This window comes from Streptomyces mabaensis (genome assembly GCF_053763515.1).
Map to the genome: position 1 here is coordinate 183,670 of NZ_JBSOPZ010000007.1, position 22,825 is coordinate 206,494.

A 22,825-nucleotide genomic window follows, 5' to 3' on the forward strand; every position below is an offset into this window, starting at 1 on the left:
GATGGTCGCGCCCTCGCGCGTCGACAAGACTGAGACGTATGCAAACGCCCTGGTATGCCCGACAGGTTCCACCAGGCCGACTCCGCCGCTTCGCAGCCTGGGGCCCTCGCAGCGTCGCCGGTCAGGTGTTCCTGTTGCAGGCGGCCGCAGCGCTGGTTCTGGCGGCGGCGACACTCGCGGTACTGGTGGTCCAGGCACAGCGCCGGTCTACGGAGGAGGCGCTGGACCGGTCGCTGTCGGTCGCTGTCGCCTTCAGGGACGCCCCGGGCACCGCCGCGGCCATGCGGTCCGCCGATCCCAGCGCGGTGCTGCAGCCCAGCGCGGAGCGGATGCGCAAGGACGCGGACGTCGGCTACGTCGTCGCGTTCGATCCGAAGGGCATCCGCTGGTCCCATCCGGACCCGAGCCGTATCGGCGGCCATGTCACCGGGGCCTTCGCTCCCGCCCTTACGGGTGAGCCGTTCCAGGAGACCTTCGACAGCGCGCTCGGGCGCGCCGTCGACACGACGGTGGCCGTCTTCGACGAACAGAGGACCAGCAGGAGCGTCCGCCTGCGGACGTGACCCGAACCCCCCGGGGAGAGGCCGGGGCGGGGGTCCTCCTCGCCGCTCCGTTGGTCTGCCATGCGCCCAACCTCCGTGCAGCCGCTCCCGCGCGCGGGCAGGGGTGGGCCGAAGGAGATGTTCACGCACCCGTCTGCAGTATCCGCGAGATCCCCTGTCGCAGCGAGACGGCGATCGTCACGATGGCCCGTCACCATGGCCGACGATGGTGGCTCCACCTCACCACGACCAGAAGGGGCCGGCGGATCATGGCGGTCGATGAGCTCGACACCCGGATTCTGCGGCTGCTCATCGAGCGGCCGCGCACCAGCGTGCGGGAGTACGCGCGGTTGCTCGGCATCGCCCGCGGCACTCTGCAGGCCCGCCTCGACCGGCTGGAACGGGACGGTGTGATCACCGGCACCGGCCCGGCTCTGTCGCCGGCCGCGCTCGGCCATCCGGTGCTGGCGTTCGTCCATATCGAGGTCACCCAGGGGCACCTGGACGAGGTGGGTGATGCCCTCGCGGAGGTTCCGGAGATCATCGAGGCGTTCTCGATCACCGGCGGCGGGGACCTGCTGACGCGGGTGGCGGCGCGCGACAACGGCCATCTCGAGGACGTCATCCAGCGGCTGATCCAGCTCCCGGGGGTGGTCCGGACCCGTACCGAGGTGGCCCTGCGTGAGCGGGTGCCGCACCGGTTGCTGCCGCTGGTGGAGGCGGTCGGCCGGGCGGCACGCAAGCAGTGACGGTCGGCCGAAGACCGGGGACGGGACCGCCCCGGCCGGCGTGGGTGCCGGTCGGGGCGGAACGGGGGCGGACGGACTTCGGTCAGCCGAGGGTCGCGATGGCCTGGTTGAAGGTCTTCGACGGACGCATGACGGCCGAGGCCTTGGCAGCGTCGGGCTGGTAGTAGCCGCCGATGTCGGCCGGCGAGCCCTGCACCGCGATCAGCTCGTCGAGGATTGTCTGCTCCTGCTCGGACAGCGTCTTGGCGAGAGCGGCGAACGCCTCCGCGAGCTGCGTGTCCTGCGTCTGCTTCGCCAGCTCCTGGGCCCAGAAGAGCGCCAGGTGGAAGTGGCTGCCGCGGTTGTCGATGCCACCCAGCCGTCGGCTCGGCGACTTGTCCTCGTTGAGGAACGTGCCGGTCGCGCGGTCGAGCGTGTCGGCGAGCACCTGGGCGCGCGCGTTGCCCGTGGTCTGAGCGAGGTGCTCGAAGCTGACCGCGAGGGCGAGGAACTCGCCCAGGCTGTCCCAGCGCAGGTAGTTCTCCTTGACCAGCTGCTGGACGTGCTTCGGCGCGGAGCCGCCGGCGCCGGTCTCGAACAGTCCGCCGCCGTTCATCAGCGGGACGACGGAGAGCATCTTCGCGCTGGTACCGAGCTCGAGGATCGGGAACAGGTCGGTCAGGTAGTCGCGCAGCACGTTGCCGGTGACCGAGATGGTGTTCTCGCCGCGGCGGATACGGTCGAGGGAGAACGCGATCGCGTCGACCGGCGACTTGATCTCGATCTGCAGCCCGTCGGTGTCGTGCTCGGCCAGGTACGTCCTGACCTTGGCGATCAGGTTCGCGTCGTGCGCGCGGCCCTCGTCGAGCCAGAACACGGCCGGGTCGCCGGTCGCGCGGGCGCGGGTGACGGCGAGCTTGACCCAGTCCTTGATCGGCAGGTCCTTGGTCTGGCACATGCGCCAGATGTCACCGGCGCTCACCGCGTGCTCGAGTACGACGTTGCCGCCGCCGTCGACGACCCGCACCGTGCCGGTGGTGGGGATCTCGAAGGTCTTGTCGTGGCTGCCGTACTCCTCGGCCTTCTGCGCCATCAGGCCGACGTTGGGCACCGAGCCCATTGTCGCCGGGTCGAAGGCGCCGTTCGCGCGGCAGTCGTCGATGACGACCTGGTAGATGCCGGCGTAGCTGCTGTCCGGGATGACCGCGAGGGTGTCGGCCTCCTGGCCGTCCGGGCCCCACATGTGACCGGAGGTGCGGATCATCGCCGGCATGGAGGCGTCGACGATGACATCGCTCGGTACGTGCAGGTTGGTGATGCCGCGGTCGGAGTCGACCATGGCCAGCGCGGGACCCTCGGCGAGCTCGGCGTCGAAGGACTCCTTGATCTTCGCGCCCTCGGGCAGCGACTCCAGGCCCTTGAGGATGCCGCCGAGTCCGTCGTTCGGGCTCAGGCCGGCCGCGGCGAGCGCCTCGCCGTGCTCGGCGAACGTCTTGGGGAAGAACGCGCGCACGACGTGACCGAAGACGATCGGGTCGGAGACCTTCATCATCGTGGCCTTCAGGTGCACCGAGAACAGCACGCCCTCGGCCTTGGCGCGGGCGACCTGCTCGCCGAGGAACTCACGCAGGACCGCGACGCGCATGACGGACGCGTCCACGACCTCGCCCGCGAGCACCGGAACGGACTCGCGCAGGACGGTGGTGCTGCCGTCGTCCCCGGCGAGCTCGATGCGCAGGGAGCCGGCGTCCGCGATGACGGCGGACTTCTCGGTGGAGCGGAAGTCGTCGGCGTCCATGTGCGCGACGTTCGTCTTCGACTCGGACGTCCACGCGCCCATGCGGTGCGGGTGGGCCTTGGCGTAGTTCTTCACGGACGCGGGCGCGCGGCGGTCGGAGTTGCCCTCGCGCAGCACCGGGTTGACGGCACTGCCCTTGACCTTGTCGTACCGCGCGCGGACGTCCTTGTCCTCGTCGGTCTTCGGGTCGTCCGGGTAGTCCGGCAGGTCGTAGCCCTGCTGCTGCAGTTCGGCGATCGCCGCCTTCAGCTGCGGGATCGAGGCCGAGATGTTCGGCAGCTTGATGATGTTCGCGCCGGGGGTCTTGGCCAGCTCACCCAGCTCGGCGAGCGCGTCGTCGACGCGCAGGCTCTCCTCGAGGCGCTCGGGGAAGCCGGCGATGATCCGCCCCGCCAGAGAGATGTCACGGGTCTCCACGCTGACGCCGGCCGTCGAGGCGTACGCCTGGACCACCGGCAAGAACGAATGGGTCGCCAGGGCCGGGGCCTCGTCAGTGTGCGTATAGATGATGGTCGAGTCAGTCACCGGGTGCTCCGCTCCACGTCTGCAACATTGCTCGACATCAAGATATCTCGTGACCGCCCCCCTCTCGACAGGGCCCGGTCTTTCCGCCTGCGCGAGCACGACCGGGTACGGGGCGGCGGCCTACCCGCGGGTGAAGGTGCCCAGGCCGTCCTGGTCGAGGTACTCGATACGGACCTTCTCGGCGAGCGCCCCACGCTCACCGGGAGTGAACGTGACGCCGGTGCGGCCGACCGCGTTCTCCCCCGTGGTCGCGAAGCTGAAGGTGTCGCCGTCGTAGTGGGTGAGCCGGAAGCTCATGGGTGCGGGCCCGAGCCGGAGGGTGAGCCCGTCCTTGTCCGCCGTGACCACGAGCTTGCCGTAGTAGGTGTTGTGGTACGTCCCGGTGTACACGCGGTCGGCGCGGGCGGGCCGCGGACTCGCCGGTGGATCGGCGTAGTTGGTGGGGGACTTCGCGGCCTGCTCCTCCTGCGCGTATGCCGCGCCGGCCAGGGACAGCCAGTCGGCGGTGGGCTTTCCGTTCTGGGCGGTGTCGAAGAAGTCGAGGGCGACGGCGTCGGCCACCCCGACCGGTTCGCCGTTGGTGAGGACGACGATGCCCAGCTGCTCACCGGGCAGCATCGTCACATTGGTGTTGGCGCCGAGCGCGAACGCGCCGGAGTGGCTGAGGCGGAGCCTGCCCTGGTCGTCGTAGCCGACGTTCCAGCCCAGCCCGTAGAAGCCGGTGCGGCCGGCCGGGGCCGCCGGCGGCTGGGAGACCGTCTCGGGCAGGTGGGTGTGCTCCAGACTCTCGGCATCGATGATCTGCTGGTCGCCGAGCTTGCCGTTGGCCAGCTGGAGCCGTAGCCACCGGGTCATGTCGCGGGCCGTGGAACTGACGCCGCCGGCCGGTGCCTGGGCGTCCGCGTCCCGTACGAACTTCGCCTGCCAGCCCCCGTCATCGGTCTTCACATGGGTAACGGCCTTGTCCGACGCCTTCTCGTAGTCGGCGAAGCGGGAGCTGGTGGAGTCCATCCCGGCCGGCTTGTACAGGGTGTCGTCGGAGAGCTTCTCCCAGCTGACGCCCTTGGCGCGGGCGACGGCCTCCGCGGCCGCGGTGACACCGTAGTTGGTGTAGGCGTAGCTCGCGCGGAACGGGGCCAGCGGCTCGTACTTCAGGTGGCTGAGGATGTACGTACGGTCGTAGCCGAGGTCCTCCAGCAGATCACCGGCATGGTCGGGCAGGCCGCTGCGGTGCGAGAACAGATCCGCGACGGTGACATGACCGGTCACCCAGGGGTCTTTGAGGGCGAAGCCGGGAAGGTGCTCGGCCACCCGTTCGTCCCAGCTGACCACCTTGTCCCCGACGGCGCCCGCGACGACGGTGGAGGCGAGCGGCTTGGAGAGGGACGCCAGCTGGAACACGGTGTCCGGGCCGACCTCGGCTGCCTGGCCGACCCGTCGTTCGCCGAAGCCCTTGAGGTAGACCACCCGGTCCTTGTATACGACACCCACCGCCGCCCCGGGCACGCCGGTTCGTTTCATCAGGCTCTCGACGACCCCGTCCAGCTTGCCGACGGCCCCGTCCACGTCGGCCTTGGTGAGCTGCGGCGGCGGCTGGGGCGGGGGTGCCTGCGGGGCGGAGGGCGCGGTTGCCGGGCCCGGCGCGACGGCGGCCGAACTCGGGGCCGTCGCCCCGGTCAGCAGCGCGGCCAGGCCTGTTACGGCGAGCGCGCGGCTCCGGCGGAGTCGCATGCCCTTCGCAGTATGCACAGCTTCCATTCAACGCCCGCGGCGGAACGTTGTCCTCCGCAGGAGCCCCCACGACTACGGGCCACACGCCACGGGCCGGTCAGAAGTCGGCCCGGGCCCGGACATCGGCGCGGCCCACCGACTCCAGGTCGTAGATCTCGCAGTACAGGCGGCGGATGTGCTCGATGTCGGCGTCCCGGGCCTGAGCCTCTGTCACCGGATAGAGCACGGTCAGCTCGTACGATCGCTCGCGGTTGATGTCACCGTCCTTGTCGCGCCATTGGCCGCGGCCCTCCTGAAGGGTCAGTCCGGCCGGGAAACGGGGCGTGACCACGTCGGCGACGAACTTCATGAACTCCTCGTCGGAGATGGGCGGGCTGCCGTGGTGACGGCCGGTGCCGAAATAGAGATGTGTCGACACATACGGGCTGCCCTGCTCGGCGGCGGTCTGCCGGGTCGCCACCGAGGCGGCAGGTGTGTCGAAGGCGACGTCGGACACCGGCCCGCCGGAAGCGAAGAGGAGCAGGACCGCAGCGAAGACGGCGGCCGCGGGCGTCGAGATCCGAATGTGGCGCATGGGGTCCCTATCTGTTGTTCCTGGTGGGGAGATCGGTCCGGGCCGCCGAGCTGGGCAGGGACTCCAGCAGGAAGGCTGCCGCGTCCCGCAGAGACGCCGGTGCGGCATCGGACCGGCGCAGGCCTGCCGCCGTCCTGCCGAGTGTCGCGGTCGTCCGTACGGACCCGATGCGGGCGGCGCGGGGAGCGACGTCCGCGATGAGTTCCTCCGCTTCTCTCCAGGCGCCGGCCCGTGCCAGGGCCGAGAGGAGCTCCGCGGTGAACAGGTGCCGGTAGGAAGGTCCGGGGGCGGTGGCCGCGTGGTGCAGGAGCGGGACGGCCCGGTCCCATTGGCGCAGTCTGGCCAGCACCCAGCCCTGGTGGCCGAGCAGCTCGGTCTGGTCGATCCACCAGGCCCAGTGCGGATCGTGACGCGAGATGCCGTCCAGGAACCGGCTCTGGGCGCGGGAGATCAGTTCCAGCGGCTCGCCGCGGTCGCCCAGCATGGCGATCGCGTGCGCCTGGCGGATCAGGACGAGGCTGGCGACCCTGGCGGGGAGGGCGCGCGGTCCGGTCGCGCGAAGGGCGGCCTCCAGTGCGGCCCGCGGGTGTCCGGTATGGGCCATGAGCATGCTGTGGTTCAGCAGCACCAGCCGCGCCGTCCAGCGGTCGCCGCAGAGTTCCGCCAGGGCCAGCGCCCGCGCGTTCATACGGTGGGCCCCGCGGTGGAAGCCCGCGTCGAAGAGGATCCAGCCGATGACCTCGCACAGCTCGGCCAGGACCGCGAGCAGGTCGCTGTCCTGGCCGCGCAGGCTCCTGGGATCGGCGACGAGTTCCGGGATGCGCTGTACGGCCTCGCGTACGGCGGGCACGGCGGCCGTCGCGCCGTGCGCGGCATCGAGGGCCACGAGGCGCTGGATGGTGCGCAGGGCCAGGGGGATCAGCATGCCGGCCTGCGGCCCTGGCCCAGGGCCGTGAACGAGGACGCCACCTCGGTCAGCCACTCCACCTCCTCGCGGAAGTCCTCGTACGGCGGTCGCGCGGGAATGTCCGACGCGTCGGCCTGTTCGGCTCTCTCCTCGGCCGGACGGCTTAGCACGGCACGCATCTGCAGCGCTTCACCCAGAGGTGAGGTGGGGTCCTCCGGGAGTTCCAGGGCGCGGGCCACTCGGGAGAAGTCCGCGAGGGAGAGCGAGGTGCGGAGCATCAACTGCCCGTCGCGTATCTCGATGACACGCCGGTAGAGGCGGTAGTGCGGGTCCCGGGGCGGGACGAGGTCACGCGGCCAGGACCGGGGCGGGTCCAGCGCGATGTCCGGGGAGGCCTCGTACAGCGCCCACCACAGGGGCCGCAGCCGGAGATAGGAACGGTAGCTGCGGATCCAGCCCCGCGCGCGGGTGATGTGGATTCCCCAGGACGGAATGGTCCAGCCGGTGATCTGGAGCAGGGCCCCGATGCTGCCGCTCGTCCACTGGATGGGGTCGAGGCCCGATCCGTCGAAGTGCAGCCTGGTGCCGGCGATCTGAATGCCCCGGGTGACGCAGTAGACCAGGATGAGCCCGGCGCCGACGGTCACGGTGCGCATCCCGACCGCGAGCCATTGGCGGTTGGCCATCTTGGTGAAACGCAGCGACAACCGCACGGTCTCGAACTGCCCCACGGCGCAGATCAGGAGGTAGAAGGACATGTACAGCGCGTACTCGCCGTCCTGAATGCTGAGCAGGATCGTCGACGTCGCCGTTTCGGACTTGGCCACCGGCCCGGCACGGAAGGACGCGATCACCAATACGCAGAGGGCGGCGCCGAAGAACAGCACGCGGCGGCGCGCCATGCGCCGGGCCTCGGCGGGCGGGGACGACCAGTAGACGAGGACGACCTGCTGCGCCGCGGTGAGCACGACCACCGCGACCTGGGTGATCAGTGAGGTGATGTTCGCAAGCCCGAAGAAGCCGGAGATGTGCAGCCGGAGAAGGTCCAGGTCGACCAGGAAGCTGATGCCGGAACAGAGGAAGTACGTGCACAGGGCCCATAGAGCGATGTCATGTCTTCTGCGCACCAGATCCGGAAGCCGGTAACCGAACGCCGCGAGACCGACGACGGCGCAGATCCACGCGAGGACTCCGTAGATCAGACTCACGCCTGCTCCGGTCTGCCGAGACCGTTCTCGATACGAGCGACGATTTCGGCGGCCTCTTCCGGGACTCCCCAGGCCGGTTCGGTCCATCGCTTCGTGGCCCGCGCCAGAATCAGCGAGGCCATCGTCTCGGCCTCCTGCTCCTCGTCGTCGCTGTAGCGGGAGCGCATCAGCATGCCCCGTACGGCCGCGGGGTCGACGTCCGACAGCAGCCGGCCCGAGTCACCCTGATCCAGTTGCACGGACCCGCGGTGCTCGAAGGCGATGTGGGCCAGTTCGTGGGCGATGATGTGTTCCTTGTGCGCGGGTGAGGCCGCCTTCTCGAACACGATGACGTCGTAGTCGTCCATCTTCAGCCAGATGCCGAACAGATGGGGCTCGGGGAAGGGCGTCGAAATCAGGTGGATGGGGCGCCGGCGCTGCTCGCTCAGGTAGCGGTGGAGTTCGTCGATGCCGCAACCGTGTTCCATGCCCCACTCCGCGAGCAGCGCCTCACAGGTGTGGCGAACCGCTCTGAGGCGGCGCCTCAGCCGCCTGTCCTCCCTCACGCGCCCGGCAGGAGCATCTGGGCCGACAGGTCCACGAGCTGCCGCAGCACGGGCAAGTAGTCCTCGTCACCACCCAGTTCATCCAGCACGCGGCACGCCTCGTCGCGAAAGGCGTCGACGTCTTCATGGAACTGCTGAAGGACGGCGGGCGCGAGCAGGAGTGCGGTGAGTTCCGATCTCGCGTCACCAGAATTCCTCGCGTCGGCGCACAGGCCCAGGATGCGCTCCCGGGACTGGGGTGACGCCTCCTCAATGGCGCACGCGAGCAGGTAGGTCACGGTGCCGTTCATCAGGTCTTCATTGCGGCCGGACAGGATGTCTTCCTGATCGTTGAACATCTGCCACAGGACGCCGAAGAGGTAGCCGAACTCACGCCAGAGTTCTCTTCGCTCACTCGTCGCGCCCGATAATGTCGCGGCCATTGCCGTGATCATACCGAAGGGGCCGCCGGATTTACCGCGGTATGCCGTGATCACCGATTTCCGCGTAGCGCTGCCGACGTCTCCCTGTATGTCGCTCAGTTGCCCTTCGGCGGCGGCGGTCCAGCCGTTCACGAGCTCGGCCGTCAGAGCGGCGCGCACCGGCTCCGGAACCCGTGGCGACTGAATGATATGAAAGGGCAGCATATTTCCGCTGACGACGGAGGCGAGCAGCGCCTCGTTCGCACCGAGGCCGTCAGCCCGGGGCGCACCCTGCCCGTCGGCCAGGTCGTCCAGATAACAGGCCGAAGTCCACCACAGCACGTGCACGGCGGACACCGGGACGGCCGGTCCGGGAGTGCCCGTCTCCATGGCGTGGACGAGCAGCGGCAGCACCGACAGTGGATGTTTCAATTTTTGATGCTTCAAGAGTTTGCCGACCGCGCTCCTGACCGCGTCCACCGAGGGACCGAGCCGTTCGAGAGCGGCTTCTATCTCCGCCTCGACCTCAGCGGAGACTTGCCGATGCAGGTCCAGGTACGACATGGAATTCACGTAGCAACCTCCGCCCGAGAATGAGTTCGCAATCCTTTGCGCCGACGTACGGCACAGATTCGATCATTTGGGAGGGAGCGGAGCTAGAGCGATTTTCCGCCACGGCCGGATCAGCCGAGGAAGACAGCAGGTTCCTGCTCGACAGCAGGCTCACCGGAAGTGGGCAGCAGTTGCGGGATGCCGTCGACGATCGGATAGCGGCGGCGCAGGCGCGGATTGTAGAGAGCGCCCCTGACCTCGTCGAGGATCAGCGGACCCTTGTCGAGTGGGCAGGCGAGGATCTTCAGCAGCGGGTTGTCAGGCTTCATGGCCGGGTTCCTTCGGAGGTGGGGGTGTCCGCGTCGTGTCGCGGCAGGGTGAGCAGGACCGTCAGGGCCAGCAAGGTGCCGCCGAGACGCAGTATCAGCCGCAACGGGTCGTCCGGCAGCGGCTCGTCGAACGCGATCGTGCCGCTCACGATGGTGAACACGCAGGTCACCGTCGAGCACACCGGGACGATCAGTGAGGCCCGGCAGCGCTGCAGGGCGGTCTGCGACAGCACCAGTCCGCTGACCCCGGTGAACAGCAGAAGGTACGGATAGGGGGAGGCGAACAGGGCGCGCACGGAGCCTTGGAGGTCCGAGGTGTCCAGATGCCCGGAGATGCCCTTGATGGCGAGCGAGCTGACCCCGTAGAGCAGACCGACCGCCACCGCGTAGGCCACTCCGGTGGTCGGCTGCCGGTGGCGCCGACGGGCGCGCCGTTCCGCGGCCGCGTACAGCAGCAGCCCGGCCGCGAGTGTCGGCACGCACAGTCCCAGCAGGATGCCCGCGGGCGCGCTGCGGCTGATCTCCTCGCTGGTCTCGTACAGCGAGGCCACCACCATCACCAGCGCCAGACCGATGACAGCCACCGCACGCCGCTCACGACCGGAGGGGCGCTCACCGAGTACCACCGACGAGAGCACCAGCAGGAGGACCAGCCCGGACAGAAACAGGCCCTGGGCAGCGGCGATCGGCAGTGTGCGGTAGACAGCTAGTTGGGCGGCGAACCCCAGGGCCAGCGCCATTGCCCCGCAGATCCACAAGGGCCTGCCGGCCAGCAGGAGCAGGGCTCGGCCCGGCTGTGCGGCGCTCAGCGGCGGCATGCCGGCCAGCGCCCGCTTCTCCAGAACGAAGCCGGTGCTGTACAGGACGTTCGCCACCAGTGCGGCGGCCACACCCCACACCACGGGCTACACCCTTCTCGCATGCACAAGGAGGATGGAGGCGAGGGACGGCAGTCGGCAGGCCAAGCGGTCCAGCGGACGGAGCGGGCGCGGCACTCCGTGGAACGGCGCACCGGCGACCGTCACCACGTCGAACCCGGACGCCGCCACGAACTCCCGCAGCGCGCGCGCCGTGTACAGCCGCAGATGGCCCACCACCTGGCTGCCCGGCCTGCCGTGGATGCGGCGCAGACTCACCTCGGAGAAGACCGGCTGGACTCCGGCGAGCAGCAGCCCCCGGTTGTACCAGGCGGCGAGGTTCGGCGTGGAGAGCATCAGATGCCCCCCGGGGCGCAGTACCCGGTGCAGTTCGTCCAGCGCGCTGTCGGGGTCGACGAGGTGCTCGACGACCTCGCTGAACAGCACGGCGTCGGCGCTGCCGGAGGCGAACGGCAGCCCACCACCGGTCAGCTCGCCGCGGACGACCTGGCTCAGGCGCGGCGCCGCCCGGCGCAGCGCGTCCTGCGACCAGTCGACTCCCACGATGCGGTGCCCGTTCAGTACGCGGGCGGCGGTCGCGGCCGCCGAGCCGTCACCGCAGCCCACGTCGAGCACGGTCGCGGCCGGGCGGCCGGGCCCTACGGGCCCAAGCGCATCGGCCAGCATCCGGGCCTGACGCAGACTACGGGCGTCGCCGGAGGCGACGGGGACGGTGGGGTCCTCGTAGAAATCCCGCAGCCCGGGGACGCGCCGGTTCGGCGAAGGCACCGGTGCCTCGGGCGACTTTCCGGTCGCCGCGGAGCCGTTGGGTGAGGGGGTCATGACGGCCTCCCATGGTTCTCCCGGGCAGAACGGGATCCACCCGGTGTCGGGTCCGGACGCGATGCGTCGCGGTTGTACGGCCCGCCCGGGCGGCATGCGTGATCCCGGGCTGCGGACGCCTCGGCGTCGGCAGCGGCGGTGTCCGCCTCCGGAATTCCGGCTCCCGGCCCCATCCCCAGTGCGGTCGACCCGGCCCGGGCGACCTGTGACGTCGTCGAAAGCGACTCCTCGAACAAACCCACCAGGTCCGCGCCCGCCGCGTCACCGAGCAGCGCCCGCGACCAGCGCAGCGTCACATGCAGTCGCCCGTCGGTGGAAGCCGCCGCCACGCTCAACCCGCGCGGCATCCGCGCCGGTGCGGAGAACCACACGGCTGTCGCCCGACCGGCGTCACCGAAGTCCAGCGTGTACGGCACGCGTCCGATGTTGGTGACCAGCACCGTCGACGTCCAGGGCGCCGCCGCCCGCCGCGCGCCACGGGTGAGCGCGCCCCGGATGCCGACCGGCAGCAGCGGCGCGGTCAACAGGCTCGCCCCGCGACCCAGGGGCGCGCCGTGCGCCGATTTCAGCGCGCGAGTGCGCCGAGCGGTGGTGCCCAGCAACCGGGCCACGGTCGCCAGGTCCGGCCGCTCACCGAGCAGCAGGTCCAGGTCGCGCGGGTCCTCGGGGGTCATGGCCACCTCGACGAGCCGGGTTCCGTTCCCCATCGGCATCTCCGTGCCGCGCGGACGGTCGTCGACGGGCATGGTGATCCGCACCGGACCGGCCGGACGCCCCTGCGAGACGTTCCAACGGCCCACCATCAGTGAAGCGGCGACCAGCAGTTGGTCGTTGACGGTCCAGGGCAGACGCCCGCCGGTCCGCGCCGCACGCCTCGGAACGGGCAGTTCCGCCTGCAGTATGCCGTTGCCCACGGCGCGGGCGCGCACCGGCTCGGGGCGGGAGTCCGGCGCGACCCGCACGGGCCGCGCGCATACCGCGCGGCCGGTGCCGCCGGTCGCGCTGGGGGCCGGACCCGAGCGGCCCGGCCGAACCGGCCCGGGGACCGGGAGAGCGGCCAAGCCGCTGTACCGTTCCGCGGTCGTGGCGAGCAGCCGCAGTCCAGAGGGCGCGTCGAGGGCCGTGTGATGCATCGTCAGCAGCAGCACGGTCCGGGTCGCCGACGGCACGCCCGCCGCCGACGGCCCTCCGGCGGCCGTTCCCCCGTCCACCTCGATGACTTCGAGGCGCATCGGCGGCGACAGGGTGAGCGACGGACATTCCGTGAGGGCCCGGGATCGGGCCCGCGCCAACGCGTCGGGTCCCGGCCCCGCGAAGCTCACCGGGTCGCTGTCCGGTTCGCCGGTCAGCTCCCACGCGAAGAACTGCCGGTGCCTGCGGCCGGGCACTTCCCGCATCAGCACCCGGGGGTGCGTCAGCAGCGCCCGCCGGAACGCGGTCCGCAGCCGTGCCGGGTCCAGCCGTCCGGGCAGATGGACCTCGACGTGCACGGTCTCCGGCTCGTCGTCACTGAGGCAGTGCCGCGACACCTCATCGATGGTCGGAAAGGGGATCCGGACCCCGCCGGGAGGGGTTGCGGTCCCCCACCCGGCGGCGGTCCACGACGAGGTCATGCGGGGCCACCGCCTCCCGGCTGCCGAGGGGTCGGCTCGGGCCAGTCCCCGGTGCCCGTGCTTCCCTGCCGGGCCGTGACCACCGGTCCGGCTTCCGGCGCTTCGGCACCGTCGTCGTCTTCGCGGTCGGCGGCCGCGGACGCCGGGCTTGCCGCCGTCACCAAGGCGGCAGACAGGGCCACCAGGGCCAGTACCTGCGCGAAGCCACTGAACGCGCCTTGCCCGGCGTCGACCGGCTCCCCGGCGCCGACAGCGGCGAGAATGCCCGCTCCGGCCATCGCCACCGCCGCGGTCGGCACCAGGACGGCCGGCCGGAACCGGGCCGCCACGGCGAGTACGGGCACCACCAGGGCCAGCGGACCCGCCACCACCGCGACGACGGCGGTCAGCGCCAGCGTCCCGAGCAGCATCCCAGGGGCCGCCGGTTCGGGCAGCGGCTCGTCAGTTCCACTGGCGCTGCGCCTGCGGCCCAGGAAGGCCAGGGCGACCAGTGCGACGAGCGCGATCGCACCGCCGATCAAGGCTGCCCGGTACGGCCCGGAGGGCTCGAACTCCAGGTTCACCGTGCCGGACGCCCCGGCCGGGATCAGCCAGGCCTGCTGCCAGCCGTCGAGACGCACCGACTCCAGCTCCGTGCCGTCCAGAGTGGCCTTCCAGCCGTCGTTGGCGTTCTCGTAGGTCTGCAGGTACGTGGCCTCGCCGGCGCCGGCCGACACCGAGACGGTCCGACTGTCGTCGGTCCACTTGGTGACGGTGGCCTCGCGACCCGCCGCTCCCGCCATCTCCTGCGGAGTGCCCAGGGTCAGCGTGACGTCGGTGATCGCCAGCGGGCCCGCGTCGCCCGCCTCCACCTCGTGATCGCCGGGCGGAAGTTCCAGGGTGCCGTCCTTTTCCTCCCCTGCGCAGAGTGCGACGGTGACGGGTCGCCGCTCGGTGAGGTCCCGGACGAATCCGGAGGCCTTCGTCTTGTGCAGGACACCGCCCACAGCAAGGTCCGGGCCCTCACCGCACGGCAGCGAGAAGCGCGCGGACGGCTTCGGACGCGGCACCCGCAGATCGGCCAGTGCGGGAACATGCACCTCACTCAGCCCGACCGGCAGCTGCAACTGCGCGTCCGCCACCGGATTGTGGACGGTGAGCGGGGCGACCCGGCTGATGGCGATGTCAAGCCGGTTCGTCTCGATCTCCGGGAAACGGACCCGCCCGTTCTCGTCCACGTCGGCCGTCGCGGCGCCGTGCGGGGAGCTGATCATCACCTGCTCGGGCCGGGTGGACACCCCGCCCGCCGGCGCGAGGATGATCTCGTCGATCTTCTCCTTCTTGGGCCAGCTCAGGTGGACGACCGGCCGGTCGCCCGCGATCCAGGCGGTCGTCAGATCACCGTCCACCAGGTTGCGGGCGCTCAGCGACATGCCGTTGCGGCTGGTGGAGTCCACGGAGGCCGTCACCCGGTTCTTCGATCCGGGAGCCGAACGGTCGAGCAGTTCGTCCAACGGGCCGCCGGGCACGGTGACGGCCTGCGCCGACACCTTGTACTCGCCCGCTTCCCGGGTGCTGAACTGCCGGTGCAGTCCCACCTCGGCCGATACGGGCGACAAGCCGCCCGCGTCGGTGCCGCGGTGCATGGAGTACACGGTCGCCGCCGCGTCGGTGCGCTCCGCATCGGCAGGCAGCGCCAGCATGCGCGTCACCTGCACATCCGGGATCGACACCTCGGAGAAGCCGGCCCCGGACAGGCCCGGGCGCGCCTGTTGCGCGGCAACGATGGTGATCTTCATCCAGGAGGCCTCACCGAAGGGCGCCCTGACGGTCTGCGGCAGGCCGTTCGTCTGCAGCGGGCTTTCGGCCGAACCGCGGTCGGTCTCGATCCGCACTCGCGTGGGCGCGGCGCGCATGCTGTCGCTCGGCAGGGGGGTCAGCTGGATGGAGGCCGGGATGTCGGTGGGCCCGGAGAAGTCCACCTTGAGCCACTGACCGGCCGGCCGGCCGGGGCTTCCCTCGGCCCACGCGGTGTCGGGGTTGCCGTCGAAGGCGTTCACCGGGTCGTACTGCGGCAGGTGGAACAGCCAGTTGCCACTGCTGGAAGCCGTCACGGACTCAGCGCCGCGCAGCACCGCCGTCGTCTGGTGATGGGTGCCCTTCGACGGCAGGATCTGCTTGGGCTTCTCGCCCGCGTTCTGCAGGCTGTCGGCGTGATTGCGCTCGTCCGCGGTGTACGTGTACGAGGTGTTGTTGTTGACCAGGCCGAACCGGGTGTCGGCTCGGCGCAGGCCGTCCGCCACTGCCTTCACCGGTGCGACGACGCCGTTGGGAAGACTGTCCCCGGCCAGTACGGCCGGCCGGCCGGCCATCGAGGGATCGGCCGAGAGCTGGAGCAGCGCCTCGGGTCCGCCACTGACCACGGCCGTGTCGGCCGCGGCCGACACACCGACCCGGTCGGGACGCGCGGTGCGGTCCTGCGGCTGGTAGATCTCCACGGACTGAAGCCGCGGAAACAGCCCCTGCACCTGCAGCGGGGTGGCTTCGCCGATGCGCCCGCCGGTCACGAGCGGTCCGAACCCGGCGACCTTGCGGTAGCCAGACGATTCCAGTGTCCGCTTCACCGTCTGCGGCGGGACGTAACCGATCTGGTCGGGGTCGAGGTCGTTACGTACGACCACCTCGTGCATGCCGGCCCGTGCCAGGTATGCCTGAAGGCCCGGAACCTCGGTGCCGGACAGCAGCGCCTGTTCGACGGCGTCCGTCACACGGCGTGCGCCGGGTGTACCGAAGGGGACGAAGTCACGCTGCGCCCAGGGCGTTTCGGCCAGCACGTCGAACGGCTGGTCAATGGGGGAACCCCAGGTGTAGATGCCGTGCGCCGTCGCCGGTACGACCATGGTCCGGCTGTTCGGGGCGTTGTCCTTGAGCCAGCCGGCGGCCTTCTCCCAGTGGGTGGGCAGCTTGGTAAAGGCGCCGGGCTGCAGGATCGAGCCGTTGACGTACGGCAGGGCCAGACCGGGCAGCACCAGCACCGCCACGGCCGCGGGCGCCCAGCGGCGACCGGGAAGGGGCCGAGGACTTCTGCTCACGGAGAGCACGGCCGTCAGGTGGGCCAGGCCGAGGGCGAGCGCGAGGGCCAGTCCCGGCTGGAACTTGTAGATGTTGCGGAAGGGCTTCAGCGACCCGTTGAACCAGTCCTGCACGACACCGTGGAACGGACCGCCGAAGGCGCCGCCGTACCCGGCCAGCGCGATCAGGACCACGGCCAGGACGGTCAGCAGCAGCCAGCGGCGCTCCGGCAGGTCCCGGCGCGCCAGGCCCGCCAGCCCCAGGGCCGCGGCGAACGCCGAAGCCAGGACGGTGATGACGGCGGTCGCGACGGTCCAGCCCGCCGGCAGCCATGCCTCACCGAAGTTCAGATAGGCCACCCAGTTGCCGGCGCCGCGCAGCAGCTCGGTCGCGGACATGGTGGCAGTGGTGGTGTCGGCCTGCTCGACGTACGGCATGAAGTTCTCGCCGTGGATGCCGAGCAGGAGCAGCGGCACCACCCACCACACGGTGGCCAGCACGACGCCCGGTATCCACCAGCCCAGCAGCGCGCGCCGACGCCGGCCGGCGGGGCGGCTCAGCAGGTAGAGACCCACGGGCAGCAGCGCGGCTAGCGTCGAGGCGGCGTTCACGCCACCCATGAAGGGGATCAGCAGGGCCGAACGTGCGGCGGCCATCCGGGGGCTCAGCGCCGCGGAGGTCAGCGGCAGCAGTACCCAGGGCAGCAGGGCACCGGGCAGCGCGGCGGCGGAGGTCGATCCGATGACGATCGTGAAGGTGGGCCACAGCGCGTACACCATGGCACCGAGGACCCGGGTCGCGGGCGTACCCACGCGCAGCCGTTCGGCGAGCCTCAGCGCACCCCAGAAGGCGGCGGTCACGATGATCGACAGCCAGAGCCGCTCGGCCAGCCACACCGGCACCTGCAGCAGGTCCATGAACGCGTAGTAAGGGAGCGCCGGGAAGGCGTAGCCGATGTACTGGTTGGCTATGCCGCCGAGGCCCACGTTGCCGTTCCACAGCGAACCGAGGTCGCCGAGGAAGCGCTGGGGGTCGAGGGCGACGCCGAGTTTGGTTTCGAACGTCATCTTCCCCGGTGACACCGCGAGGAAGGACACCAGCACGACGGCCCAGAAGCCGAACAGCAGGCGTCGTCCGTGCGGCGCCCCGGACGCCTCGGACGGCGTCGGGCCGGGCTGCGGCGCCCGGGTGGGCGCCTGGACCGTAGTGGTCATGACCGTTCCTCGCTTCGCTTGCTCATGGGCTTCGCCTGAGAATCAGCAGCAGATTCCAGGTGGCGATCTCGCGGAGTCCCGGCACCCGGGTGATCGTGCTCGCGAAGAATGGCCAGTAACGGGACCGCGCGGTGACGACTTGCACGTCGTCGCGGCCGCGGACGTGCCGCAGGGTGGGACCGATGTGGACGGGGAACAGGTTCTCGCCGACGGTGTGCTTGGCCTCGCGGCCGGTGCGCCGTTCGTAGCGTGCGCGGGCCCGGTCGGCCCCGAGGTAGTGCCACGGGGCTGTCTCGTGACCTCCCCAGGGGGAGAGCCAGTTGGTGAACGACAGGTAGATCAGTCCGCCGGGACGGGTGACCCGCACCATCTCGCTGATGAACGTCTGTGGGTCCGACACGTGCTCCAGCACATTGGACGAGAAGCACACGTCCGCCGCGCCGTCGGCGAGCGGCAGCAGATATCCGTCGGCGAGCACCGCGTCCTCGGTGACCCGGCCGCGGGCGCTCAGCTCCCGCAGGTCGGGCTCGAAGAGGTAGCTCTGCGCGCCACGGCGGCGGAACTCCTCGGTGAAGTGGCCGCTGCCACCGCCGATATCGACGACGATCTTGCCGGGCAGGTCGATGTGACGCGCCACTTGTGCGACCGAGTCACGGGCCAGCAGGGTGTAGCACCGCTCGGGATCGCTCTGTTCGCGCATGAACGCCCGGAAGAGGGCGGCCGATCGCTTCAGCGACGGATCCTTGAAGGCGCGTTCGGTGATCTCAGACATGGCCGCTCATCTGCCGCGTCTCGGGGCGGCGAGCGCCGCGGCCTCGGCGGCGACCGCCTGGAACTGACGGACCGTCGCGCTCCAGCGGAAGCGCTTGGCGCGATGCGCGGCGGCACGTCCCATGGCTGCGCGCCGGTCGGCACTGAGAGACAGAGCGCACCACGCGGCGGCGAACGAACTCTCGCCCCGGGCCAGCACCCCGGTCTCTCCGTCCTCGATGGAGTCGCACAGGCCCGGTATGTCGAAACCGACCGCGGGGGTGGCCCGCGCGGCGGCCTCGGTGACGACCAGCCCCCAGCCCTCGACCAGGGAGGGGTGCAACAACAGCCACGCCTCGCACATCAGCCGGTGCTTCTCGGCCTCCGACACCCGGCCGGCGAACGTCACAGCGGGGCCGGCCATGGCTTCCAGCCGCTCCCGTTCGGGGCCGTCGCCCACGATGACGAGCCGGCCGCCGGTGACGGGGCGGACCCGCTCCCACAGCCGTAGGAGCAGGTCGATGCGCTTGTACTCCACCAGCCGGCCGACGGCCAGGAACAGCGGTTCCCTCGCCTCGGGCAGCAGCGGGCCGGGGTCTTCGACGCCATTGTTGACGATCCGGATCCGGTCCGCGGCCACGCCGATGCCGCGCAGCTCGGAGGCAGTCGACTCGGAGACGGCCACCATCAGGTTGTCGCGGTGGGTGCCTGCCAGCGCCCAGTGCTCCAGTCTGCGGCCGAGCCGGGCCGCAGGGCCCGGGTAACGCATCTGCCAAAGATCAGTGTGCACATGGTTGACCAGGCACAACGTTGGTCCGCGGTGCCACAGCGGCGCCAGGTACGGCATGCCGTTGCATACCTCGACCAGCAGGTCGCAGTCGCCGACCTCGCGGGCGAAGATCTTCCTGGCGCGGAGGAAGTGACCTGCGTCACCGCCCGCGGAGACCACCCGGTAGTCGCGTTCGGCGGCCGGGCCGCCGCACACGAGCGTGACCTCGTGGCCGCCGGCGGTCAGACCGCCGGCTATCCGGTCGATGAGCAGTTCCGAGCCGCCGGCTGCCTGGTTGCCCAGGTCACGGCGGGCGAGGAAGGTGATCCGGCGCGGCAGGGCTTCCACGACGGGTGCGATGTGCGGGTCAATGGCGAGCGAGTCGGTGACTCGGCTACCGGTGCGGGCTTGAGCGGGGACGAAGCCCACTTGGCCGGAAGCCAGAGCGGACGCGTGCAGGGGCATAGAGAGGTGCTCCAACTCGGCAGCTGCGAGGGCAGGCGGGTGAGGGATTGCCGGGCTTCCGGGGGTGAAGCGCTGGGCTGGCTCGGTGTGCGGATACTGCGGGTACTTGGGGGTGGTGCGGGGTCCTGAGGTACTGCGGGGACGGCGCCTGGCGGGATGTGCGGTCGATGTGCGGCACCGGGCCGGTGGCGGACTCCTGGGAGTGGGAGCCGGCTCAAACCGGAAACGTTTCTTATCTGCGGGGTAACGCAAGTGTTAGTTCGACTGATCCGTTCCACTACGCACGAAGGTGACAAGTTCGGGATGGTCGGCATCGCGCTTTCATCACTGGGCTGAGTGTTCCGACTGCCGACGGCCACGGATCACCATCACCACGCCGGCCAAGGTGAGCAGACCGCCGGTGATTCCGCCCACGACGGGCACGGTCTCGCCGAGCATCTTCAGCCGGCTGGCGTCGTCGGAGGCCAGCTTCACCTGCTCACGCCGGGTCGCCTCGGTGAACTCCAGCCGCTTGCTGGACAGCAGGACGACGGCGTCCTTCTTCGAACCCGGGGCCCGCAGCGTCTTCGTCGGCGCGATCACCGCGTTCATGATCCGGCCCGTGCGCTGGTCGACCGTCAGCTCGATCCCCGCGTTGGAGTACCACTCCTCGGCAAGCACTTGGCCCTGCGGGCGGTCCACCAGCACTCCGGGCACCTGACGGGTGCCGGTGGCGGTGGGCGCGACGGTGCCTCCGAAGACGTAACCCCGGTGGCCGCGGATCTTGGTGGTGCCCTTGAACTCCAGGGGCACGGTGGCCCCCAGAGTGCTGTCCCACCAGGTGTAGACGCGCTTCTCGACATCGAACGGGAACTTCAGGTAGGCCTCGCCCTCGAATCTGGGATTCTCCTCGCAGCAGCGCACCGGCAGGTTCGTCCGGCGGTCGGTGACCCAGCGTTCCGTGGCCCACTGCAGGGATTTCCGCGGGTCGGCCAGCGGCAGCGTCTTCGGCGTGTCGATCTGTGTCGACACGTCCCAGATCGCGTTTCCGCTGCGCTCGCTGCCGGCGACGTCCCCCAGCACCCGGCGGGTGATCGTTATCGTCTGGCCGGCCACCGTGGTGACGGATCCGGTGTCGAAATAGCTGCCCTCACCGCTGAAGACCGTCGTGGAGTTCACGTCGGTCGGTGTGCGCTTGGCACGCGGCTCCACGTACCAGGCGAGCAGCTGAGTGAGGACCAGCAGAAAAACGCCGATACCCAGCAGAATCAGGGACATACCTGACGTTGAACGGCGCATGCGGGTACTCCAATACGGGCGGGGTGTGCGGGGCGTGCGTGGACTGTGCGTTGGTGGGGTCGCACGCACGGATTCCAGCCTGTCCCGGCCGAGGGGTGACGTACCCGGGAGTAACAGTGCTGTGACCGGCGAAATTAGGCGGAGCTTGACCACCTGTCAATGCGACTCGCATACTGACCGCGCCGGACCGGGCCGGCGCGCTGGGTGACAAACCTCATCGACAGAGAGGCCGATCACCCCCATGCCCAGACTGCTTGCCGCCGTCCTGACCTGCGTCGCCTCCGCCACCCTGGCCACAGGCGCCGCCTTCGGAATCGTCGCCGCCCTCAATGCCACACCCGAGCGGCAGAATGTGCCGCTCGTCACGTTTCCCGACCCTCCCGTCGGCGGGACGTCCAGCACACCCAGCCCGAGCGGGCTAGGTTGAAGATCCAGGCCAGCTGATCGAGCGGCATGCGCACCGGACGTCCGGGAGAAGGTGCTGTGGCAGGGTCGTCAGCGTGGCACGACGTGCCACGCCAACGGATTGAGCGGTTCGCCGACCGCGCCCTGGAGCAGGTCCCCGAGCTTGCCCAGGACATCCTCGCCGCGATCCGACGGGAGTATCCGGGTCTGACGTTCATCGCCGACGCGTCCGGCGAGCCGAAGGCCCTGGTGGCAATCCGGCACGCGCTGGAGGTCTTCGTGGAGCAGATGACCACGGGGTCGGACCGGCCGCGCGCCCTTCCCGAGATGTTCCAGGACTTCGGGCGCGGCGAGGTCACACACGGGCGCAGCCTGGACTCCTTGCAGGGGATCTACCGGCTGGGCGTACGCCTTGCCTGGCGGCGCATGGCGGAGATCGGCCAGCAGGTCGACATCCCGCCCGCGGCCATGTACGAACTCGCCGAGTCCGCATTCGAGTACCTCGACGTCATGGTGGCCCAGTCGGTGCGCGGCTACGCCGAGGCCGTCGCCCGCCAGGCCGGGGAGCGGCTGCGCCTGCAACGACTGCTCGTCGAGCTGCTGCTCGCCGAGCACCGCACGGATCCGTCCGCCTTCCTCGCCGACCGCGCGGCCGACGTGGGCTGGCAACTGCCCGAAAAGGTGGCGGTGGCCGTGCTGCTCCGCCCCGCCCAGGAGGCCGTCGCCCCCGCCGTGGGCGACGAGGTGCTGCTCGACATGGAGGGCGAGCAGCCGCGCATGGTGGTGCCGGAGCCGGACGCCCCCGGACGTGCGGAGTTGTTGCACCGGGCGATGGCCAACTGGTCCGGCGCGATCGGCCCGTCGGTTCCGCTGGCGGAGGCCGTCACGTCGCTGCGCTGGGCGGAGGCTGCCGTCGGCATGATCGAGCAGGGCCTGCTGCCGCAAGGGCGGCTCCTGCACTGCGGCGAGCACGTGGAAGCCCTGGTGCTGCTGCCCGCAGGGGAGTTGATCGATGATCTGGCGCGGCGGCGGCGGCTGTCCCAGCTGGACGAGTGCGGCGGCCCGGCGCACGCCCACCGTCTCGCCGAGACCCTGCTGGCCTGGCTGGAAACGCGGGGTGGCGCGCCGGAGGTGGCCGCCCGGCTCGGAGTCCACCCGCAGACCGTGCGCTACCGGCTGAGACAGCTCCGTGAGTTGTGGGGCGAGGACCTGGACGACCCGGACCGCCGCTTCGAACTGGAGCTGGTGCTTCGCGCTCGGCGGCTGCGCGGTGATCTCGTCCCACCGCCTGACTGACCCTGGGGCAACGCTGACGGACTGCCCGACGCCTTGCGCCTGGGCAGCGTCAGGGCGCCGCAGCGTAAGGCGAAAGGACGGCCGACTCCAGGACGATCTTGATCAGCCCAGGAAACTCAACCGGACCTGACGGTCCGGGTTGTCCTTGTCCGGTCCCGTTCCCGCACCGCCGCCTCCCCCCGCCTCCCCCGCCGGCTCCGCAGAGTTACGGCGGTCCGCCCTCGGCGCTCCCGGTGCCGGGCGCCGCGTACGGCGCGCTCCCCCGGAGGCCTTCGGCGGCGGGATACCCGACCTCGCGCGACCGGCGGCCCGGTCGGCCGGCTTGGTTCGAGCGGCACTGGCCGCACCCGCGCAGAGACCCTCCCACCACCGCGCCCGATACGCCTTGGTCCGAGGCCACACCCTGCCCCTGCACTACATCCTCGGTCATGGCACCGGTGAGCA

19 protein-coding genes are annotated in these 22,825 nt (G+C 70.5%); 4 read left to right on the forward strand and 15 right to left on the reverse strand.

All coding sequences use genetic code 11. The annotated features are described in order from the left end of the window. Positions 1-134: 134 nt before the first annotated feature. Together ACWV17_RS08690 and ACWV17_RS08695 are read left to right on the forward strand one after the other, a co-directional pair. Positions 135-563, forward strand: coding sequence for a hypothetical protein (locus ACWV17_RS08690; protein WP_455359189.1), 429 nt, complete (start codon positions 135-137; stop codon positions 561-563). A 248-nt stretch (positions 564-811) separates the two neighbouring features. Next, positions 812-1,291: an Lrp/AsnC family transcriptional regulator gene (locus ACWV17_RS08695; protein WP_455353985.1), complete on the forward strand. Its 480-nt coding sequence runs from the start codon at positions 812-814 to the stop codon at positions 1,289-1,291. A gap of 82 nt (positions 1,292-1,373) precedes the next feature. Here ACWV17_RS08695 and ACWV17_RS08700 read toward each other — a convergent pair whose 3' ends face one another. From ACWV17_RS08700 to ACWV17_RS08770, 15 genes are all read right to left on the reverse strand, one after another. Next, positions 1,374-3,593 (reverse strand): NADP-dependent isocitrate dehydrogenase, encoded by a 2,220-nt coding sequence (locus tag ACWV17_RS08700; protein WP_455359190.1) that lies wholly within the window; start codon positions 3,591-3,593, stop codon positions 1,374-1,376. A 120-nt stretch (positions 3,594-3,713) separates the two neighbouring features. Beyond that, a complete protein-coding gene (locus ACWV17_RS08705; protein WP_455359191.1) occupies positions 3,714-5,324 on the reverse strand; it encodes a serine hydrolase in 1,611 nt (536 codons plus the stop codon). A gap of 97 nt (positions 5,325-5,421) precedes the next feature. Next, entirely contained in the window at positions 5,422-5,898 is a 477-nt protein-coding gene (locus ACWV17_RS08710; RefSeq protein WP_455359192.1) for a DUF3574 domain-containing protein, read from the reverse strand. Between the two features lie 7 nt (positions 5,899-5,905). Continuing rightward, the gene (locus tag ACWV17_RS08715) at positions 5,906-6,823 is read right to left on the reverse strand and encodes a DNA-binding protein (RefSeq protein WP_455359193.1); all 918 of its coding nucleotides are present in this window, start codon (positions 6,821-6,823) and stop codon (positions 5,906-5,908) included. Continuing rightward, a complete protein-coding gene (locus ACWV17_RS08720; protein WP_455359194.1) occupies positions 6,817-8,013 on the reverse strand; it encodes an MAB_1171c family putative transporter in 1,197 nt (398 codons plus the stop codon). Before ACWV17_RS08720 ends, ACWV17_RS08715 begins: the two co-directional genes overlap by 7 nt. Beyond that, positions 8,010-8,480, reverse strand: a complete 471-nt coding sequence (locus ACWV17_RS08725) for a hypothetical protein (RefSeq protein WP_455359195.1) — start codon at positions 8,478-8,480, stop codon at positions 8,010-8,012. Before ACWV17_RS08725 ends, ACWV17_RS08720 begins: the two co-directional genes overlap by 4 nt. Positions 8,481-8,554: 74 nt before the next feature. Continuing rightward, on the reverse strand, positions 8,555-9,523 hold the full coding sequence (locus tag ACWV17_RS08730) for a polyprenyl synthetase family protein (RefSeq protein WP_455359196.1): 969 nt from the start codon (positions 9,521-9,523) through the stop codon (positions 8,555-8,557). 119 nt (positions 9,524-9,642) lie between these two features. After that, positions 9,643-9,840 (reverse strand): Trm112 family protein, encoded by a 198-nt coding sequence (locus tag ACWV17_RS08735; protein ID WP_455353992.1) that lies wholly within the window; start codon positions 9,838-9,840, stop codon positions 9,643-9,645. Next, positions 9,837-10,742, reverse strand: a complete 906-nt coding sequence (locus ACWV17_RS08740) for a DMT family transporter (RefSeq protein ID WP_455359197.1) — start codon at positions 10,740-10,742, stop codon at positions 9,837-9,839. The genes ACWV17_RS08735 and ACWV17_RS08740 overlap by 4 nt, the downstream gene beginning before the upstream one ends. Before the next feature lie 3 nt (positions 10,743-10,745). After that, complete coding sequence (locus tag ACWV17_RS08745; RefSeq protein WP_455359198.1) at positions 10,746-11,540, reverse strand: class I SAM-dependent methyltransferase; 795 nt, start codon at positions 11,538-11,540, stop codon at positions 10,746-10,748. Continuing rightward, positions 11,537-13,153 carry a condensation protein gene (locus ACWV17_RS08750; RefSeq protein WP_455359199.1) on the reverse strand — a complete coding sequence of 539 codons (1,617 nt, stop codon included), beginning with the start codon at positions 13,151-13,153 and terminating at the stop codon, positions 11,537-11,539. Before ACWV17_RS08750 ends, ACWV17_RS08745 begins: the two co-directional genes overlap by 4 nt. Then, positions 13,150-17,418 (reverse strand): alpha-(1->3)-arabinofuranosyltransferase domain-containing protein, encoded by a 4,269-nt coding sequence (locus ACWV17_RS08755; protein ID WP_455359200.1) that lies wholly within the window; start codon positions 17,416-17,418, stop codon positions 13,150-13,152. The genes ACWV17_RS08750 and ACWV17_RS08755 overlap by 4 nt, the downstream gene beginning before the upstream one ends. 22 nt (positions 17,419-17,440) lie before the next feature. Then, complete coding sequence (locus tag ACWV17_RS08760) at positions 17,441-18,190, reverse strand: class I SAM-dependent methyltransferase (RefSeq protein WP_455359201.1); 750 nt, start codon at positions 18,188-18,190, stop codon at positions 17,441-17,443. Between the two features lie 6 nt (positions 18,191-18,196). Further along, positions 18,197-19,402, reverse strand: coding sequence for a glycosyltransferase family 4 protein (locus ACWV17_RS08765; protein ID WP_455359202.1), 1,206 nt, complete (start codon positions 19,400-19,402; stop codon positions 18,197-18,199). Positions 19,403-19,726: 324 nt separating this feature from the next. Next, complete coding sequence (locus ACWV17_RS08770) at positions 19,727-20,680, reverse strand: DUF3068 domain-containing protein (protein ID WP_455359203.1); 954 nt, start codon at positions 20,678-20,680, stop codon at positions 19,727-19,729. 241 nt (positions 20,681-20,921) lie between these two features. Here ACWV17_RS08770 and ACWV17_RS08775 point away from each other — a divergent pair, with 241 nt between their 5' ends. Both ACWV17_RS08775 and ACWV17_RS08780 read left to right on the forward strand, forming a co-directional pair. After that, on the forward strand, positions 20,922-21,107 hold the full coding sequence (locus ACWV17_RS08775; protein WP_455359204.1) for a hypothetical protein: 186 nt from the start codon (positions 20,922-20,924) through the stop codon (positions 21,105-21,107). Positions 21,108-21,133: 26 nt separating this feature from the next. Then, on the forward strand, positions 21,134-22,381 hold the full coding sequence (locus tag ACWV17_RS08780) for a PucR family transcriptional regulator (RefSeq protein WP_455354001.1): 1,248 nt from the start codon (positions 21,134-21,136) through the stop codon (positions 22,379-22,381). Positions 22,382-22,825: the final 444 nt, after the last annotated feature.